We start from the raw sequence: 18,992 nt of genomic DNA on the forward strand, positions 1-18,992 counted from the left end.
CCCTACTTATTCGAAGCATTCGCAAAAGCGACAATATCTTTGGCTAACTGCTTGTCATCTTGCGGCAAGCTATCAACAAATTCCATTACGGTCTTCATCGAATACCCTTTGATGTTCCCGACAAAGATTTTTTCGTAAACTACTTCATCATTTCTTTCTTTATCCAATAACAATTCTTCATATAATTTTTCACCTGGGCGAATCCCTGTTTCAACAATTTCGATTTCATCTTCACTATAGCCGCTCAAACGAATCATATTTTTTGCCAGATCAACGATTTTCACTGGTTCACTCATATCTAAAACAAAGATTTCGCCACCTTTTGCTAACGCTCCTGATTGAATCACTAATCGGCTTGCTTCAGGAATCGTCATGAAATAGCGGCTCATGCGGAAATCAGTGATCGTCACTGGTCCGCCTTTTGCAATTTGTTCACGAAAGACTGGGATCACACTGCCTCGAGAACCCAGTACATTCCCGAAACGCACTGCTGAAAACTTCGTGCATCCTTCTTCATTCAATCCTGTCACGATCATTTCAGCGATTCGTTTGGTTGAACCCATGACATTTGGCGGGTTGTTAGCTTTATCTGTCGATACCATGACGAAATTCTTGACCTTGGCTACTTTCGCTGCTTCTGCCACATTTTTTGTTCCAAAAATATTGTTTTTGACTGCTTCTTTTGGATTGCATTCCATCAATGGAACATGCTTGTGAGCTGCTGCATGATAGACGATATCTGGCTGATGCTGCGCCATGATCTCATGGATTTTCTTTCGATCTTGGATATCCGCAATAATCGGTACAATTTCTGTACGTTTCTTTTTATCATTTATACGCAATTCACGATCAATGAGATAAATCGAATTTTCTCCATGACCTAGCAACAATAACTTCGCAGGACAAAATTGAATGATTTGGCGACAGATTTCTGAACCAATCGAACCGCCCGCACCTGTGACAAGAATCACTTTTTCTGTGATTTGGTCTTGGATCGATTCAATATCCAGTTCTACTTCGTCTCTTCCTAACAAATCGACTACATCGATTTTTTTCAACTTAGACACGCTAGTTTTTCCCGAAGCAAGTTCTTCCATGGAAGGCATCGTGCTGACTTTGACATGAGAAGATTCAACTAATTCAAATAGTTCACGTAATTTTTCTCGTGATAAGGAAGGAATAGCGATAGTGACCATTTCGACATCATATTTTTGAATTAATTCAGGCAAATCTTTTAGCATCCCTAATACTTTTTTACCTGAAAGATAGATATTTTGTTTGTTAGGATCATCATCGACAAACCCCACTACACGAATACTTTGAGCAGTTTTAGACCCTATAAAACTGTTATATAAAATACGGCCGCCTTCACCAGCACCAACAATGATTGTATTTTTAGCTGATTCAACGGATGAATAGCTTCTGTTTTTTCTTTCGACATAAATCCGCCAGACCAAACGACTGCCTATGATCAACAATAATGAGAGAAGATAAATGAATGTCACTAAGCGTAGACTATAACGTTCATTGAAAAAAGATAAAACAATAATACTTGAACCTGCACTTGCGGTTAGCGAGCCGAAAATCACAATCATCTCTCTTAAATTTGTATAGCGGTTAATCCTAGTAAATACTTTGAATAAACTGCCATAAAACAAGTAGAAACCCACAGATAAACCTGCTGAAACAAAAACAAGATTTCTTGGTATACCGACAAATGGTTTCATGAACTCTACAGCTTCTATATTGGCGGCAATCAATAATAAACTATCCACTAAAATCAAGGTAATGATCTTTCTTCTCCTTGTTAATACAAACACCCTATATTCCCCCTAAAATAACCCAAACTTCTTCTTCACTTCTGTATATTCTGGATAAACAACCTCATCTCCATTGATTAAATCCTTTGCTACTTGTTTCATCTGCGCTACTTTTTCCTGTCCAAAATCCTTGGCTATCTGCTCATAGCATTCTTTGAGATAAAAGGTTCGTTTAGATATACCATGGGCATCTGACGCAGTCATTTGGACCAGATTATGTTTGACCATTGTTTTGGCTGTTTTTTGGATATCTTTACCAAACACACCCATGTAACTGGGTGCAGTCAATTGAGCAAGGCATCCCATATCGAGGAAGGGCACTAAATGATTGGGATTTTTTCTGAAGTGTGCATTGCGTTCTGGATGAACAATGACGGGTCTCTTTCCCATTTGCAGCAATTCAAAAAAAAGCCGTTCTGCATATAACGGCACTTCCAGTGTCGGAAATTCAATCAATAAATAGGTATCATCTAGGTCTGTAAATAAGATTTCATCTCGACGGATGTCTTCAATCAAATCACCGGTGATTCTTATTTCTTGTCCTTCCAATAACGTTATTGGCAACTGTCGTTTGTCAAATTCAGATTGCACAAAAGAGACCAGAGAAATCACTTCCGACTTTTCATTTCGATACTTTCCATTGTTGTGATGGGGCGTACACAGAATATGTGTGATGCCCTGGCTAATTGCTTTTTCCGCCATGGCAATACTTGCTTCTAGTGTTTCTGCACCGTCATCGATCCCTGGTAAAATATGACAATGTAAATCAATCATTTCTCTCGTCTCCTATAAGTTAATCTCCGTAATAATAGACTGCATCTTTGCTGTGTTCTGCTCCGTTATACACAACGCCGAGGACTTTTGCTTGAGCCATGTCTAACAGTTCTTTTGCTTTTGTCAATGACTCTTTGCGTGACGTGTTTTCGCGTACAACTAATAACGTACCGTCTGTTTTTGAAGACATGATTTGGGCATCTGTGACTGCAACGACTGGCGGCATGTCAAAAATAATGACATCATAAAGATCTTTTGCTTCTGCTAAAAGCTGATCCATTCTTGGGGAATTCAGCAATTCTGATGGGTTTGGTGGTTTAGGACCACTAGGCAAAACAGACAGATTCTCAATTGGTGTTTTCTGTACTTCATCTGCAATATTCCCTGCCGTGCTGAGGATCGTGCTTAACCCGCTGATATTGGTCAATTTAAACGTTTTATATAAAACTGGTTTCCGCAAATCGGCATCTACTAATAAAACGCGTTGGCCAGATTTTGCAAATACAACAGCCATATTCGCTGCAGTTGTTGATTTTCCTTCTCCTGGTCCAGAAGAAGTAACAACGATCGTTTTGATTTGCTGACCACCTGGTGAAGCAAATTGGATATTCGTTCGGATCATGCGGTATTGTTCAGCTACCGGTGAAGAAGGGTTTGTCAATGTAATCAAGCTGACTGCTTGTGTTTGTGGTGTTTTTTGTTTGTGTGCCATTTTTCTTCCTCCTAGACTCTTGAGCGGTTTCTGCGTGAAGGGCCGTTTTTTTCATTTACTGTTCCAGGATGTACAGGAGCGGGTCCTTTTTTGCGAATACCAGCATTTAATTCTTTCGCTGACATTTCAGGAACTGTTCCTAAAACCTGGAAGCCTAATGTTTCAGTTACGAATTTTTTATCCTTCACTGTTCGGTCAAGCAATTCCATCAAGAACGCAATCCCGATACCGACCATTAAACCTAATATCAAACCAATGACTAAGTTCAATTTGTTATTTGGAGAAACAGGTGTCGTATTCGCAACAGCTGCTGAAATAATTGAGATCTTATCAACATTCATCACATCTTTAGCATTTTCTTGAAAGACTTGTGCTGTCATATTGGCGACTTTTTGTGCCGTTACTGCATTCGTATCTGTTGCCTGGATCGAGAACATCTGTGAATTTTGAGACTGATTAACTGAAATAGATTCTTTTATTTCTCCAGCCGTCATTTTCACGTTGTCTTCCGTTTCCAATCGGTCTTTGACTTCATTTAAAACCAAGTCGCTGACGATCATATCTTTATACGTATTGATCATTTGCAAGTTCATATTGACATCATTTGCATTGGTCGTATCTGACTGCGGCAAGGTCACGATCAGCTGTGCTTGTGAACTGTATTTAGGTGTTAAGATAAAGAATGTTGTAACTCCTGCGATTGCTAAACCGGCAAACATTGAAATAAGGATGGTTACCAAATGTTTACGCAATGTTTCAAAAATTTCTTTTAAGCTGATTGTCTCTTCCATTTTTTCTCCACTTTCCTATTTAGTCTCTAGATTTAATTGGTCTTTCAATTCTTTTTGTACACGTTCAAGCTCTTGATCACTTACTCTTTGATAGGAGATGCCGTCTTGCATAAATCCTTCTCCCTGCATTTGATCTTGTTTGATCGTGCCAAATGCATCGCGGTAATCGAAAGCGATTTTTCGCATATCAGTAAAACTCATATCAGTTCTCATATTTGTTTCTAAAGCATTTAAGACGGATTGGTTGTTGCTGATACCATTTAGACTCAAGACTTTTCTCGCTATTCCTTCAACGATTTTCCGTTGACGTTCTTGCCTTCCATAGTCCCCATTTGGATCTTCATAACGCATCCGGGAATATGCTAATGCTTGATCGCCATCTAATGTGGTTTTTCCGATGGTGAAATCATAACCGTCTTGTGAAAAAGTGATGTCATTGTTGACTTCGATACCGCCCACAGCATCAACCAATTCTTTTAAACCCTTCATGTTGATGGATACATAATGATCGATTGGAATATCTAAGTAATTTTGAACAGTATCCATCGCCATGGCTGCTCCGCCGAATGCATAGGCATGGTTGATTTTATCTGTTGTATTATGTCCAACAATCTCGACATAGGTATCTCGAGGAATGCTGACGATGGTTGTTTGTTTATCTTCTGGACTTACTGTAGCAACCATCATCGTGTCAGAACGGCCTTGGTCTACACGTCCTAAATCTCCTGTATCTATCCCCATCAATAAAACCGAAAAAGATTCTTGCTTTGCTAAATCAACTGGTGTTGTTCTAGGACCCTCTGCTCTTTCCACTGTTTGATAGGTTTCCTTGATTGAATGGGAGAAATCTAGATACAGTTTAGTTCCCACCCCAACAACTGCTAAAACCAGTACAACAACGATTCCTAAAATAATCAAAAATATTTTTTTCCCTCTTGATTTTCTTGTTTGCTTTGCCATTTTCCCCTCCGTTAACGAAACTCTTGTACTTGTTCATCAATAACTCACCGTACCGTAGCCCATTTGTTGAGCGACTGTTTCTGCCATCGCTGTGTATTTTTCTTTTATTTTTTCGTTTTGGACTTGTTCGATTTGATTAAGCGCTGTCAAATATTGATCATAAGTAGCCTCAGCAGTTACTTGACCGTCTTTTAATAAAGTATCAAATGCTTGATTTAATTCATTGACCTGTGCGACTTGTGCGTCAGCAAATCCTAAATACTGGATCATCGATGTTTTCCAAGCGTTTTCTTTGAAAAAGTTCAAGTTATCACGTATGTTGGCAATATCCTTTTCCGTTATATTTTCTCTAATAATTACATCATCTTCAGCTTGTTGCCAATTAGAGATTTTTTCAGTAAAAAGTTGATTCACAGATTCTTGTACGTTTAGTTTTGCTTCTGCATCTTTTAATTGGTTCGATACAGTTTCTTTTGTGGTTTGGATAGCAGCAACTTCTTGTGGAAGTTCTGATTGGTCGATGCCATGGTCGTCTGCTGACAACTTGACGGAAGATAATCTGCTGGAGAGTCTAGAGGTCTCGTCCTTTGTTGCTTCTGGTTTCAGAAAAACTTTCTCTTTTGTGCTATATAAATTGTCTGCTTCTTGTGATAAAGAAGCTAAGGTATCTTTTTGATCGAGGATGGCAGATTCAGCATATGCAATGCGTTGTTCATGCTGTTTTTGGTTATTTATGTAATAGCCAAATCCACAAATCACCGCCGCGCCTAATCCTACCGCAGTAACAGCGAATATTTTAACAATCGGCTTCTCCATATATTCACTCCTAATCATTTATTATACATGAGTAAAAAAATAAGTGCTTTTTCATAACATAAAAATCATCCATCTCAAGTATAAATGAATCAACAAATTAAATAAAGAATTTTCTTAAATATAATCATTAAAAGGGTTCTATGTAATCTTACCATAAACTTTTTTTTCATTAAAGAAGTTTATGGTAAGATTAAAACGAACAATAAAAAAATAACACTTTACAGATTTTAACTATGTAAATTCTCAGACTGTAGACAAAGTCCCCAAAAAGGGGATGACGTCTACAGTTTTTTCTTTTATACTTAATGTATGAAAACGTTTTAAAGGAGCGTAGAAAAAATGATGTCAAAACATGTATACTGCTATTTGTTTCATCTTTCTACATCAGGAATATTTACACCATTTTCCCATCTATTAATCACATTTTTTCTAGCTGGACAAGTGAAGTTTTGACCAAATTTTTCTAAACTCTCTCCTCTATTTTTTCGAATAGTTTTTATTCTGTTCCCCATCAAATTTTTATCAATACTCGGAAAATTTAAAGAAGCACCACCTAACTTAGTATCTATCAAACTTTCATTTCCATCATTTAACAAAAATAATGCAATTTTTCTTTGAATCTCTTTTGAAAGTTTTCTCCTTCCATTTAAAATATAACTTAGTAAAGCTTCACTAATTCCGATTTTATTTGCTAAATTTTTATTAGATAAATTATTTAGATCCCTATACTCTATTATTCGGTTAATCATATAACTCAAATTCTCTACTTCATTTTTAAGCAATGAATCTACATTCAGAGCCTTGCTTAGCGCAATATCTACATTTTTTGAAATACCTCTTGTACCATTCTCATACTTGACTAAAGCACTTTGAGAAATCCCTGTTAACTCAGATAGCTTCTTTTGAGTCAATTTTTGTTCTTTCCTTAAAGATTTTAGGATATTCCCACTATTATTTTCAAAAATAAAAAGCACCTCCTTAATGAGATGCTTTTATCCTACACTGATAGAAAAAAATCTTCAAGAAAATATTCCATTTTTGTTAATTTTTTTATAGCTGTGACAGTAATATGACAGTTTAAATTTCTTTAAACAGCAAAATCACGCTTTTCCAGCAACTCGAAAACCCTTATTTAATAGGCTTTCATATTGATAACAAGCTATTTCTCGTTATCTTGCTCATCCATTTTCAGAACCGCCATAAAGGCTTCTTGAGGAACTTCCACGGATCCAATTTGTTTCATCCGTTTCTTCCCTTCTTTTTGTTTCTCTAACAATTTACGTTTACGAGAAACATCGCCACCATAGCATTTAGCCAGTACGTTTTTGCGTAAGGCTTTAATATCTGAACGCGCCACAATTTTTTGACCTATCGCCGCTTGAACTGGGACTTCAAACTGTTGACGTGGAATTAGTTTTTTCAGTTTCTCAACAATCGCTTTACCACGCTCAAATGCGAAATCTCGGTGAACAATAAAGCTTAAAGCATCCACTTTTTCAGCATTTAATAGAATATCCATTTTTACTAGACGGCTGGTACGATAGCCAGCCATTTCGTAATCTAAGGATGCATAGCCTTTTGTACTTGATTTCAATTTATCGAAAAAGTCAAACACGATTTCAGATAACGGAATTTCATAAACTACGTTTACACGATAATCGTCTAAGTAATCCATTGTAATGAATTCGCCACGTTTACGTTGTGATAATTCCATTACTGCTCCTACATAATCATTTGGCACCATGATTTGCGCTTTAACATAAGGTTCTTCCACAGATTCAATCGTTACTGGTTCTGGAAATTCAGCTGGGTTGTCAACAACAACGGTTGTTCCGTCAGTTTTATTAACGTGATAGATTACAGACGGTGCTGTTGTAATTAACTCTAAATTAAATTCTCGTTCCAAACGTTCCTGAACAACATCCATGTGCAGCAAACCTAAGAAACCACAACGGAAACCAAATCCTAAAGCTTGCGATGTTTCCGGTTCAAATTGTAACGCCGCATCATTTAATTGTAATTTTTCTAATGCTTCCCGTAAATCATTGTAGCGCGACGTATCAATTGGATATAAGCCACAATAAACCATTGGATTCATTTTGCGGTAGCCTGGTAGTGCTTCTGCTGCTGGATTGTCGGCCAAAGTCACTGTATCCCCGACCCGTGTATCTTGAACCGTTTTAATGCTAGCGGTGATATAGCCCACATCACCAACCATTAAATAATCACGAGCGATTGGTTTCGGTGAAAAAACGCCGACTTCTGTTACATCAAACGTTTTACCGTTACTCATCATTTGGATTTTATCCCCAGGACGAACGACACCGTCAATTACACGAATATTTAAAACGACCCCCCGATAACTATCGTAAATAGAGTCAAAAATCAAAGCCTTTAAAGGAGCCTCAATATCGCCTGATGGAGCTGGTACATACTCTACCACTTGTTCTAAAATATCTTCAATCCCAATCCCTGCTTTTGCACTTGCTAAAACAGCTTCCGATGCATCAATTCCAATTACGTCTTCAATCTCTGTCCGAACACGCTCTGGATCAGCGGCGGGTAAATCAATTTTATTAATAACAGGTAAAATTTCTAAGTCATTATCCAATGCCAAATAGACATTTGCTAGCGTTTGCGCTTCAATTCCTTGCGCCGCATCAACAACTAGAACAGCCCCTTCACAAGCTGCCAAGCTACGAGAAACTTCATAGGTGAAATCGACGTGCCCTGGTGTGTCAATCAAATGGAAAGTATAGGTTTCACCATCTTTAGCTGTATAGTTTAATTCAATTGCGTTTAATTTGATAGTAATGCCGCGTTCTCTCTCTAAATCCATTGAATCAAGTAATTGATCTTGCATTTCTCGACTGCTAACTGTATTTGTTTTTTCCAAAATCCGGTCGGCTAAAGTTGACTTTCCATGGTCAATGTGGGCAATGATCGAGAAATTACGAATTTTCTCTTGTCTTGCTTTCATTTCTTTATTGTTCATTTTTTGCCTCATTTCTTTTAAGAAAAGCTAGCTCCCTGCTAGCTTCATCAATCAATTGTTATATTTTAGTTGCCTTTTTTATCAAATTATCATGTTTAAAGGTCTAGGATAATCAGCACTTTTCATTATACCAATTTTTGAAGAAGATTTAAAGCACTTCCCTTTTATTCTTTTGGTTTCGAAAGGCTAACAGAGTTTCGAAAAATTTGGTATACTAAAAACAGTAAATTTATTGGAGATGGAAAAATGGATGAACAAGAATTTCGAAAGCAACTGACCTTAAAGTCTGTTGAGGAAGAACACATTGATCAATTTAATGAACTTCTTTCCTATGTTTTTCAAGTGACTGAAGCAGATATTGAAGAAAGTGGTTTTGAAAACAAACGGGCATTTATCAAATCAAAACAACCGATTTTAGAACTTTCAAAAGTATTTGGCTGGTTTCACGAAAATCAATTAATTTCACAAATTGCTATCTATCCATGCGAAGTCAATATCCATGGTGCTTTATATAAAATGGGCGGCGTTACTGGTGTCGGTACCTATCCTGAATATGCCAACCACGGTTTAATGAAAGACTTGATTCAAACGGCATTAGAAGAAATGCGTCAAGATAAACAGTGGATTTCTTATCTTTTCCCTTACAACATTCCTTATTACCGACGTAAAGGTTGGGAAATCATGTCCGACAAGTTATCTTTTAAAATTCGGGATACGCAATTACCAAAAACCGTTCCTATTCCGGGAATGATTGAACGGTTAGCTGTCGATCACCCAGATGTCTTTGATGTCTATGCGCGATTCGCTCGTCAAAATCACGGCGCGCTCATTCGTAGTGCCTTCAACTGGGAAGAATATTGGCGTTTCGAAAACGAGGAAGAACGGACTGCTGCTGTCTATTATGGTGCCAATCAAGAACCTTTAGGAGTACTTTTCTATTGGGTGGCCGATGAGGTATTTCATATTAAGGAAATGTTTTACTTGAACCAAGAAGCCCGAAATGGCTTGTGGAATTTTATTACTGCGCATTTTTCGATGGTTTATTGGGTCAAGGGCGATATCTATAAAAACGAACCACTAGCCTTTCTTTTAGAAGACAGCCAAATTAAAGAAAGCATTGAACCCTATTATATGGCGCGAATTGTTGATGTCAAAGCCTTTTTAGAAAACTTTCCTTTTGAAAGTACGGCTAAGCCCTTCCATTTTGTTGTTAAAGATCCTGTCGCTGAGTGGAATAATGGTATTTTTGGCTTAATTTGGGATGAAAATGATCAAGTGACCATTACGGATGAACCTCTAGGCACCGCCGTTCACTTAGATATTCAAACACTAACTTGTTTAGTCATGAATTACCGACGCCCTTCGTACTTACATCGAATTGAACGTATTGATACAGATAAAGAAACTTTAAATTCTTTGGAACGGATTTTTCCTGACCAAGAAGCTTATTTCAGTGATTATTTCTAAACCCTTGGATTGGAGACAGACAAATGACAAAAATTTATTTTGCAGGACCTTTATTTTCGCAAGCTGACTTACGTTATAATGCCTATTTAGTCGAACAAATTCGACAATTGGATAAAACAATCGATCTTTATTTACCACAAGAAAATGCGGCGATTAACGACAAATCTGCTTATGCCGATAGTAAAATGATTGCCTTAGCAGATACAGAAAACGTCCTTGCTAGCGATTTATTGGTTGCTTTATTAGACGGCCCAACCATTGATGCGGGCGTAGCTTCCGAAATTGGTGTTGCTTATGCCAAAGGAATCCCAGTGGTTGCCCTTTACACAGACAGCCGCCAACAAGGTGCTGATAATCACCAAAAGCTTGATGCTTTGAACGAAGTCGCTGAAAATCAATTCCATTATTTAAACCTTTATACAGTTGGTTTGATTAAATTGAATGGTCGGGTTGTTTCTTCAGAAGAGGATTTGTTGGAAGAAATTAAGCAACGATTGTCATAATAAAAAAGAACGAGCGAATTCGCTCGTTCTTTTTTTATACTTCTTCTATCGGTTCATTTTCAAAAACTAATTGATTGTCTAATAGACTAATCGTGACTTTTGTTTTTGGCATTACTCGACCAGAAACAATTTCTTTTGCTAATGGTGTTTCGACTTCACGAGTAATGAAACGTTTTAACGGACGAGCTCCATAAGCTGGCTCATACCCATTTTCAGCAATCCATGTTTTAGCTTCATCAGTGATTTCCAACACAATTTCTTGTTGCTCTAAACGATGAGCAAGTTGTGCGGTCATTTTACCAATGATTCCTTTCACATTATCCAAGCTCAATGGTGTAAATAAAATAGTATCATCAATTCTGTTTAAGAACTCTGGTTTAAAGTGTCCTTTTAGAATATTCATGACTTGATTTTCAACTTCTTCTGGAATTGTTCCTTCAGGTGTCACACCTTCCAATAAAAGCTGAGAGCCGATGTTACTTGTCATAATTAAAACTGTATTTTTAAAATCAACGACCCGACCTTTAGAATCTGTCAAACGACCATCATCTAAAACTTGTAATAAGATATTAAAGACATCTGGGTGCGCTTTTTCAATTTCGTCTAATAAGACAATTGTATAAGGGTTTCGACGAACAGCTTCTGTTAACTGGCCACCTTCTTCATAACCAACATAGCCTGGAGGGGCACCAACCAAACGAGACACGGCATGTTTTTCCATGTATTCACTCATGTCAATCCGTACCATATGATCTTCAGAATCAAACAAATCTTCAGCTAAAGCTTTAGCAAGTTCTGTTTTACCAACACCAGTTGGTCCTAAGAAAAGGAACGAACCGAGTGGGCGATTTGGATCTTGTAAGCCTGCTCTTGAACGAATCACCGCATCACTAACAGCATCGACGGCTTCATCTTGACCAATCACACGTTTGTGTAATGTTTCATTCAGTTTCATTAATTTTTCTCGTTCGCCTTCAACTAATTTTGTCACAGGAATGCCGGTTAAACGACCGACCACTTGCGCAATTTCGTTTTCAGTAACCGATTCTTGTACCATTTTGACGTTATCTTTAGCGTTCTTTTCTTCCAATTTTTTCAATTCATGTTCTAATTGCGGAATTGTTCCATGACGCAAAACAGCAGCACGTTCTAAATCATAATTATTTTCAGCATCTTCTAATTCGTGTTTTGCTTTATCAATCTCTGCACGTTTATTGGAAACCGCATTAACTTCTTCTTTTTCCGTTTCCCATTGCATTTTCATTGAGTTGGCTTCTTCACGCAAATCTGCTAATTCTTCTTGCAAGTTGGCTAACCGTTTTTTACTTGCATCATCTGATTCTTTTTTCAAGGCCGCTTCTTCAATTTCTAGTTGCATTAACCGACGTGTTACTTGATCGAGCTCTGTTGGCATCGAATTCATTTCCACTCGAATCGTTGCGCTTGCTTCATCGACTAAGTCAATCGCTTTATCTGGTAAGAAACGATCAGTAATATAGCGATCGGATAAAGTAGCGGCAGCAACTAAAGCATTGTCATGAATATTCACGCCGTGGTGAATTTCAAATCGTTCTTTTAAGCCACGCAAAATAGAAATTGTATCTTCTACTGTTGGTTCTTTGACTAATACTTTTTGGAAACGACGTTCTAAGGCTTTATCTTTTTCCATATATTGGCGATATTCATCAAGCGTTGTGGCACCGATTAAATGCAATTCACCACGTGCTAGCATCGGTTTTAATAAATTCCCGGCGTCCATACTGCCTTCAGTTTTACCAGCTCCGACGATATTATGAATTTCATCAATGAATAAAATGATTTTGCCATCACTTTTTTTCACTTCTTTTAAAACAGCTTTTAACCGTTCTTCAAATTCGCCACGGAATTTTGCTCCCGCAATTAAGGCACCCATATCTAAAGAAAAAATGGTTTTATCTTTTAAGTTTTCGGGAACATCTTTACGAACGATTCGTTGTGCTAATCCTTCAACAATCGCTGTTTTACCAACACCTGGTTCACCAATTAAGACTGGATTATTTTTAGTTTTTCTTGATAAAATCCGAATAACGTCACGAATTTCTTCGTCACGACCAATGATTGGATCTTGTTTTCCTGCTTTTACTTGTTGTACTAAGTCAACACCGTATTTTTCTAGTGCTTTATATTGTTCTTCCTGGTTTTGAGAAGTCACACGATCTCCTCCTCTCATCTCTTCAATATTTTTTCTTAACTCTTTTTCCGTAATGCCTTGTTGCATTAAATATTTTGTTAAACGATAATTTTTCAATTTCATTAAAGCTAAAAGTACAATTTCGGTTGATAAAAATTCATCTTGGAATTCTTCTCGAAGTGAATCAGCTTCTTGCAATAAATGGAACAAATTTTGACTTAAATTTTGACCATATTGTACATTACCGCCTGCCACACTTGGATATTCATCTAACGCGTTATCTACTTCTCGTTCAAATGCGTCAACATCTAAACCAGCATCTGTGTAAAAATTACGTCCAAAATGGTTTGGTTGAAGAAAAATTTTCCATAAATGTGCGATATCAATTTCTTGATGTTGCCGTGTCACCGCAACTTTTTGAGCTTCAGCAATCGCCTCTTGAAGCGTGGTTGTCATTTTTTCAATATTCATAAACGATCCCTCCCGTTTATTATTTTGTCTTTTTTATTTTAACATTCTTTACAATTATTATTATCCGACTTTTGATGGATTTCTTCAAAAGTTAAGGTATTCGTAAACCTTATAAATTTATTATACCCCATTGGTCAGTAAAGGTCAATAAATAAATTGACCTTTTTTGACCTTTTTGATAAAAAAAACCTAAAACAACTAAATATCACTGTTTTAGGGCTTTTTTCGCAATCACAACTAGTTTGACCAACTCTTTATTGCTTTGATTTATTAAAAATAAAGTTTTAACGTAAGATACTTTTTATCGGCATAGCTAACCAAAATAGCCAAACTGGTTATCGCTAAAAATAATTCGTACTCATAACCACTAAAACCACTTGCCAAACCAAAAGAAAAAATAGCTCCGACTAAAACTGCTATGAATCCTACTGATACCAAAGGAATTAAAAAGCCAATAATCATAAATAATCCACCAATTAATTCAATTGCTGCTACACCATAAACAAAAAGACTTGGCAAACCAATACTAGCAAAAAACGCTAAAGTATCTTCCAATGACGTTACTTTCATCACTCCATGAATTAGCATCGTCACCCCTAGCCAAATTCTAATCACTTGAATGCCTCGCTGTTGTTTATCCATACTTCTCCTCCTTTGTTTGCATTAAATAGTTAATGTAACTATTTAAGTTACATTATAAAGGATAAATCGAAAAAAGTATAGAAAAAAACAAACGTATTTAACAATACGTTTGTTTTTTAATGTTACTGTAAAACTTATATTTTTTCTTCGGAAACATTTTTTCTTAATACAATTAACTTTCCTTTCAAGTGAAACATACTAAGATTAGACTACATCGTCCAATGACCAGGTTACTGTAGATTGATATACTTTTGATATTTCTCCTACATTTGCAGGCACAGTTAATTTTATCTCTTCAAAAGGAAAATATAGTTGCCAAGTTCCACTTCCTTGCGTTCCAGTTGCTGTTATTATTGATTGGGCTGTTGCACCCGATCGAAAAGCTTGAGAACCTAACGTCGGTCCATTGGTAAAACTATTAGTTACTGATTCCACAGCTGTATTAGCATATTGAACTTTTTGAAGTTGAGTGTTCGCAAAGTTCAAGGTAATCCCTTCTCCTTGTGGTAAAGATGTACCAGTACTATCTTTAAATTCAGATAAACTAACGTTTAATTTCCAACCTGTGCTGATTGGTCGATTATCTTCTAGACGTAACTTAAAACCAGCTTGTTGTAATTCGGGACTTCCTACATAGTTTGCTGAATTTAATCCGTAATTTTTTGCCATTGGCAAAATAGTTTGTTTGCCAAAATCAAACGTACTTGGTGTCCCCATCAATACTGGTCGTTGCCCACTCCATTTCGCATATAACGTTACAGTCCCATTGTTAGTAGCAGTTAATGTCGAAATTATTTGTTTATCCGTATATACAACTGCACTTGTCCGTGTCTTCGACCACCCAAGGAACGTATTACTCTCTTTTGTAAAGGTGTTGGCTGGTAATGGTTTGCCTGTTCCATAAATAAAGCTAGCGTTAGGCATGGTACCCGTTCCCCCATTCGCATCAAACTTTACGGTATACGCATTCCCCTTCCAAACAGCATAATAGGTCTTAGCTGAGGCATAATTAACAAGAGGATTTGTTGTAATATTTGGGGTTGCGGCGTTGGCTGTTGCAGCCCAACCTTGGAAAGTGTAACCCGTCCTTGTTGGCTTCGCAACAGTACTTAAATTAATCACTGTACCAAAAGTATATGCTTTAGCTGCTGTACCACCCGAGCCCCCATTGGCATTAAAAGTCACATTCACTGAGATAGGTTTCCAAATAGCTTTCAGTGTTATTTTTGTAGTAGTTGAAGTAGACGTAAAGCTGATCGTTGCACCAGGTTGATATTTTTTGGTTGTCGTTGCAACATCTTGCCATTCTACAAAAGTATAACCACTAAGCGTTGGTTTTGTTGTTGGAATGACAATTTTTCCTGCATCATTCACATCTAACTGAATCGTTTGCGGAGAAGGTAGACCTTTCACACCACTTCCTGGCACGATAACGTTTGGTAAATTTTGTTCATATGCTACTTGAGCAAACTCCGTACTAAAGGTAATTTTGTTACTGACTGCCGTTAAAGTTGCTCCCGCTTTGGCTTCTTTGGCAGAATATTGAAATTGGTTAATCGCTTTTTGATTTTCCGCTTCCGGCACTAAAAAGTTCATAATCGCATCTAATGTCTCACCTGGTTTGATTGTAGTGGCTCCAAAATCGACATAGATTGCTGTGATTAAAGCAGAGTTAGCGGGTTTGGTTGTTGTGAAACCTAAACTAGTTAATTTAGTGGCATTCCATGCTTGTAAATCATTGTTAGTATAACTAGGTAATTGTGAGACAGGCTTAGTTGTATAGTAAATTTTGGCTGTTCCACTATTATTGGTCAAATTTGTAAAACCGATACTTCCTGTTGAACCACGACCATCACTAGCAGAAGGTAATATGTTATATAATCGAACGCTTGTGAAATTGGTATTTCCTGAATTTTTAATCACTGTTTGCATTTGCGGTGTTCCTTTACTTTCCACCGCAAAAATATTACTACTAGACCAAGATTGCGTTGCTGATCCACGAGCGTTTGTTGCGCTATCTAACTTAGAAGAATCTACGACAGAGAAGCTGGTGTTAGTAGTAGATGACTTCATTGCGTAGCTATTTTCATTCGTGTTGTCTAAACCGATTTTCTTAGCCTCTGTAGCATCTAATTGAGCAGGCACACCAGTAAAGAAATCAGCTGACTTAGGACTACTATATGCGATATAAGGAATCTGATAATTCCCAGAAGTGGCTGAATTATCAACTACAAATTCTAAAGGAATTCTGAATATACTACTCTCTCTTGCTACTTTAGATTTATAAGCCGTGCTGGATGTCTTAAAACGATAATAATTGTAAGTTGTATCATTTATAGGTAACGTTTCAACAGTCACCGAAGCTGGATAGGTAACTTGATTACTATCATCAATAAAATCTTTTTTCGTAGTAGCTTTTAATCGTAACTGTTTGGGCACTTTAATTGTAATAATGGGATTCTCCCAATCCCCCCAAGAAGAGTTTCCATAGTAGCTATTATTTCTCCCGATTATTTCATAGTTAATCGTGTCTCCTGGTAGTTTGTTTTGACTATTAACACTGGTGAAGCTAGCACTAGCATGTAATGCTACTCCTTTATTATAATATACTACATTATTGCTTAATTTAAGCTCTGTAGGAGTGCCAGTTGCATCTTTGTACTGCATGGTGGCTCCAAAAGTGATTGGATTCGACTTCTTAGAAAGCGCGGTTCCATCTGGCCACTTTCCAGTAGGCCAACTTTTGATCTGATATCTAAATCCCATCCCATTACCTGGAGGTAGCGAATTGGCGGTTTTGCCATCGGTTCCCATGGGAATAATATTAATGGTGGCAATATACTCATTGGCCGCTAAAGTCGGCAAAGCTGGACCAAAATTACCAGTCTTAGCTGGTGTAGCACTCCAAACAGAGCGACTCGTTCCAGTTACAGCATTTTTTATCTGAAACCAAGGTCGGTAATAGGCTGGTGCGTTCACTCCATCAGTAAGACCATAAATATATAGATTAGCAAAGTTTCCTTTAGCTGATCCTGCAGTTAATTCTTGTAATTTGTATGTTACCCCTTCAATTGCTTTAGCTCCAGTATTCTTAATAGTAGAAGATCGACCAAATGTATCGATACCAAAAGCGTAAAAATTTCCAGCTTTCGCTAAATCGTTTAAGTTATTAACTGTGCTAGTAGATCCCACAACACTATGATGATATCCTGTTCCTGACAATTGAAAATCTGGTCTAGAACGCTTTATATAACTTTTCTTAGTTGTGAGAGTATTTATTTTTCCATTCATAAATTTTACCTTCATTCCAAAATTTATGGAAAAAGCACTTCCTTCTGCATAAATTTTATTCAAAGTAACTCTTGTATCGCGATAGTATAAATCAACAAGCGTTGCTGGGTTTTCTAAAACGTTTGGAGAGAGAGTTACTAATTTCTGATAGTACCTAGTGTAACCAACTGGCACACTAGGGTCTTGTACATTTGTGAGCCCTGTTTTTAATAATCGATTGGCTAAAGTTCCCTTTAATGTAGCTCCCGTTGGAATTTCAACATACACTTGATGATCATAATTAGGATCTAAATTCGCTCTAGCTAAATAATTAAACTGATAACCATTTGACATAAAAATATCACCGTCAAAATAACTGTTGTTACTAGGAACCCCATAGACAGAACTTACTACTGAAGCGGCAGAACCCACATTAGTTTTTACGATTTTATTCGCCGCTGAACTTGCGATTTGTGTACCTATATTATCAAATACCTTCGCTTGGAGATTATTCCATACAATTTGTTCAGGTGGAATTTTGGCATTATAGACATTATTAAATTTAAAACGTAAATTAATCGTCTCTAATGTTGTCTTGGTTTGTTTCAAACGAATAATCAACTTTTTATTGGTCGTGTCATTTACATACGACGCCACAATTGAATTAGCGCTAGGCGTACTAGGGGTTACCAACGAAAAAATGGGTGCTGTATTATCAAAGTTTTTAAAAACGGGGTCGCTTTTACTTGGATAAAAGCCATAAGGAAGCTCAATCGAAGTACCAATGAGTCCCGCTTGACTGATGGAAACTGGCATAGAAATCGTTAAGTAATCTGGTGCTGTTCCTGTCGTAGAGTCGGTATACGTGCGATAAGTGGCAGGAGCAGTCAAACCGACCGTAATCCCATTCGCTTTGGCGTCAATGTTTTTAGACTTATCGTCGGGGTTGCTTTTTTTATTTTCCTTCGTTTGCTTCTGCTCACTATGCTCCTGTGGCTTTTGAGGCTCTGGTATTGGTTCTTTAGCAACCGTCACTTCTAAATTATTAGCCAATTCTTTTTGATTTTTGTCTTTGACTGACAAGCTGAAAGTTCCTGCTTTTGTTGTCGTTAACAGCAAGTAGCTCTCCCCCAACTGAGCTAAGTCTCTTAAAACCAAGCTGTGTTGTTCTTGATTATAGGAACTATGCTCCTTCAATTGTTGATTTTTTTGGGGATTATATTGAATTTCCTGAGGTAATTGTATTTCCGCCCAGGTTACATTGCTAGTTATTTTTACATAAAAATCCGAGCCTGCACTCACTTGCCGTTCTGGTTCTTGTTGCGTCCAAGTAAAAGAAACAGTTTCTACTTTTTTCGTTGCTTCAGTAGCTTGTGTTTTTTCAGATGAAGAATCTGTTGTTTCTGTCGTTTTTTTTGGTGGCTCTGATAGCTTAGGTAATGACTCTTCAACAATTTGTTGCATTTCACTCGTTACTGTTGTCGGCTTAGACCCCTCAGCTAAGCCATTAATTGGTAAAATCATCGTGCCTAATAATATAACTATGACACAAATAAGAGAAATCATTTTCTTATTCATAACCAACACCTTCTTTTCCTTTT

The 18,992-nt window shown here is 37.2% G+C and carries 13 protein-coding genes; 2 read left to right on the plus strand and 11 right to left on the minus strand.

Annotation, left to right across the window (positions count from 1 at the left end; all coding sequences use genetic code 11):
* Nucleotides 1-2: 2 nt before the first annotated feature.
* The 8 genes from IGL23_RS09035 to lepA form a co-directional block, all read right to left on the minus strand.
* Nucleotides 3-1,820, minus strand: a complete 1,818-nt coding sequence (locus IGL23_RS09035; RefSeq protein ID WP_010709692.1) for a polysaccharide biosynthesis protein — start codon at nt 1,818-1,820, stop codon at nt 3-5.
* Between the two features lie 12 nt (nt 1,821-1,832).
* The gene (locus IGL23_RS09040) at nt 1,833-2,594 is read right to left on the minus strand and encodes a tyrosine-protein phosphatase (RefSeq protein ID WP_010709693.1); all 762 of its coding nucleotides are present in this window, start codon (nt 2,592-2,594) and stop codon (nt 1,833-1,835) included.
* Nucleotides 2,595-2,613: 19 nt separating this feature from the next.
* Nucleotides 2,614-3,306, minus strand: a complete 693-nt coding sequence (locus tag IGL23_RS09045) for a CpsD/CapB family tyrosine-protein kinase (RefSeq protein ID WP_014862294.1) — start codon at nt 3,304-3,306, stop codon at nt 2,614-2,616.
* Nucleotides 3,307-3,317: 11 nt separating this feature from the next.
* A complete protein-coding gene (locus IGL23_RS09050) occupies nt 3,318-4,097 on the minus strand; it encodes a YveK family protein (protein WP_010709695.1) in 780 nt (259 codons plus the stop codon).
* A gap of 15 nt (nt 4,098-4,112) precedes the next feature.
* Nucleotides 4,113-5,057 (minus strand): LCP family protein, encoded by a 945-nt coding sequence (locus IGL23_RS09055; RefSeq protein ID WP_033594404.1) that lies wholly within the window; start codon nt 5,055-5,057, stop codon nt 4,113-4,115.
* A 36-nt stretch (nt 5,058-5,093) separates the two neighbouring features.
* Complete coding sequence (locus tag IGL23_RS09060) at nt 5,094-5,873, minus strand: hypothetical protein (protein ID WP_010709697.1); 780 nt, start codon at nt 5,871-5,873, stop codon at nt 5,094-5,096.
* Between the two features lie 371 nt (nt 5,874-6,244).
* Nucleotides 6,245-6,784, minus strand: a complete 540-nt coding sequence (locus IGL23_RS09065) for a helix-turn-helix transcriptional regulator (protein WP_010709698.1) — start codon at nt 6,782-6,784, stop codon at nt 6,245-6,247.
* A 248-nt stretch (nt 6,785-7,032) separates the two neighbouring features.
* Complete coding sequence (lepA, locus tag IGL23_RS09070) at nt 7,033-8,868, minus strand: translation elongation factor 4 (RefSeq protein WP_010709699.1); 1,836 nt, start codon at nt 8,866-8,868, stop codon at nt 7,033-7,035.
* A 246-nt stretch (nt 8,869-9,114) separates the two neighbouring features.
* Between lepA and IGL23_RS09075 the strand changes: the two genes are divergently transcribed.
* The gene (locus tag IGL23_RS09075) at nt 9,115-10,335 is read left to right on the plus strand and encodes a GNAT family N-acetyltransferase (RefSeq protein WP_430619642.1); all 1,221 of its coding nucleotides are present in this window, start codon (nt 9,115-9,117) and stop codon (nt 10,333-10,335) included.
* 23 nt (nt 10,336-10,358) lie between these two features.
* Entirely contained in the window at nt 10,359-10,838 is a 480-nt protein-coding gene (locus IGL23_RS09080) for a nucleoside 2-deoxyribosyltransferase (RefSeq protein ID WP_002362157.1), read from the plus strand.
* Between the two features lie 34 nt (nt 10,839-10,872).
* Here the strand turns inward: IGL23_RS09080 and clpB are convergent, their stop codons facing one another.
* From clpB to IGL23_RS09095, 3 genes are all read right to left on the minus strand, one after another.
* Nucleotides 10,873-13,479: an ATP-dependent chaperone ClpB gene (gene clpB, locus IGL23_RS09085; protein WP_002368999.1), complete on the minus strand. Its 2,607-nt coding sequence runs from the start codon at nt 13,477-13,479 to the stop codon at nt 10,873-10,875.
* A gap of 270 nt (nt 13,480-13,749) precedes the next feature.
* A complete protein-coding gene (locus IGL23_RS09090; RefSeq protein ID WP_002359784.1) occupies nt 13,750-14,121 on the minus strand; it encodes a DoxX family protein in 372 nt (123 codons plus the stop codon).
* Between the two features lie 204 nt (nt 14,122-14,325).
* Nucleotides 14,326-18,969, minus strand: coding sequence for an InlB B-repeat-containing protein (locus IGL23_RS09095; protein ID WP_033594503.1), 4,644 nt, complete (start codon nt 18,967-18,969; stop codon nt 14,326-14,328).
* Between the last annotated feature and the right edge of the window lie 23 nt (nt 18,970-18,992).

Origin of the sequence: Enterococcus sp. MSG3299, from assembly GCF_050555765.1 — a bacterium.
GTDB classification, from domain to species: Bacteria; Bacillota; Bacilli; order Lactobacillales; family Enterococcaceae; genus Enterococcus; species Enterococcus faecalis.